The following is a 1,116-nucleotide window of genomic DNA, read 5'->3' as shown; positions in this document are numbered from 1 at the left end:
AGGCTTGGCTATCAAGTTAAAGACTTTGATAGTGAACAACGAGAAACCTTCAAAGGCTTTAGCTGGGATATCGGATTTGAATGGCTACCACAAGAGCAAACGTTGGTGACGGTCAAAACTACCCAAGCAGCCGTCAACCCTGACCAAGATGGTGACTACAACTTACAGACTCGTTATCGCCTAGATATCAAACACGATTGGAACAGCTATTTAGCCACTCGTTTAGGTGGCATTTATCAAGAAGATGATTACACCGGCATCACGAGAAATGACGAACGATATACCCTTTCCGCTGGCGTTGATTATCAAATTAGACGCTGGATTCAATTGAAAGCGGATTGGCAATATCAAGACAAAACATCCAATCGTTCAGGTTATAGCTACGACCAAAATGTCTGGACGTTAAGCGCGCAATTTTCGTTGTAACAAGGAATGTTAATGAATCCATTATTCAAGTTAATTGGCCTAGCTCTGCTACTTTTCAGTACTTTTGTTAGCGCGAATTCAAACGAACAAGATTACCTACTCGATACTGGTGACACTATTTCAGTGCAAGTTTACGGGGAGGAAGATCTTTCTATTAAAAACATCCTCATCACGTCAGATGGTTACTTTGATTACCCTTACCTTGGACGAATCAAAGCGATCAATAAAACGCCAAAACAGCTCAAGTACGAAATCGAAACGGGCTTAAAAGGTGATTATCTGATCAACCCGAAAGTCATGGTGACAATCAATTACTTCCGTTTGTTTTACGTCAATGGCGAAGTTCGTAAACCCGGAGGATTTGAGTATCGACCAGGACTGACGATAGAAAAAGCCATCGCACTAGCTGGCGGGCTCACCGATAGAGCTTCACGTAAAAGCATTAACTTAACCAAACACAAAACTGGCAAAACCGTAGAAGGCGTGAGTATGCAGCGCACGGTTGAACCAGGTGACATTGTCTTTATTGATCAGAGCTTCTTCTAGTGACAGGTAATCAAATGAACGGAACTCATCCCAACAATTTCCAGATGAACAAAGTGGAACTGATTCGTTTTGGCCATCACTTTAAAACGCTGAAAAAAAACTGGCTTAGCATTGCTGCGTTCACGCTTATATTCTCATTGACGT

General features: G+C 42.0%; 2 protein-coding genes. Both read left to right on the top strand.

Going from position 1 to position 1,116, the window contains the following annotated elements; genetic code table 11:
• A partial coding sequence (locus R7P35_RS25765; RefSeq protein WP_318093286.1) for an outer membrane beta-barrel protein occupies positions 1 to 426 on the top strand: 426 nt, incomplete at its 5' end.
• 12 nt (positions 427 to 438) lie between these two features.
• Positions 439 to 972 carry a polysaccharide biosynthesis/export family protein gene (locus tag R7P35_RS25760; protein WP_005463089.1) on the top strand — a complete coding sequence of 178 codons (534 nt, stop codon included), beginning with the start codon at positions 439 to 441 and terminating at the stop codon, positions 970 to 972.
• Positions 973 to 1,116: the final 144 nt, after the last annotated feature.

Origin of the sequence: Vibrio sp. Vb0304, from assembly GCF_033338995.1 — a bacterium.
Taxonomy (GTDB): Bacteria; Pseudomonadota; Gammaproteobacteria; order Enterobacterales; family Vibrionaceae; genus Vibrio; species Vibrio alginolyticus.
The sequence above is the reverse complement of the archived record's forward strand: the minus strand, read 5'-3'. Positions and strand labels throughout refer to the sequence as shown.

Coding starts and splice junctions, on each gene's coding strand:
- R7P35_RS25760 (WP_005463089.1), top strand. CDS start 439: ATGAATCCATTATTCAAGTTAATTGGCCTAGCTCTGCTACTTTTCAGT.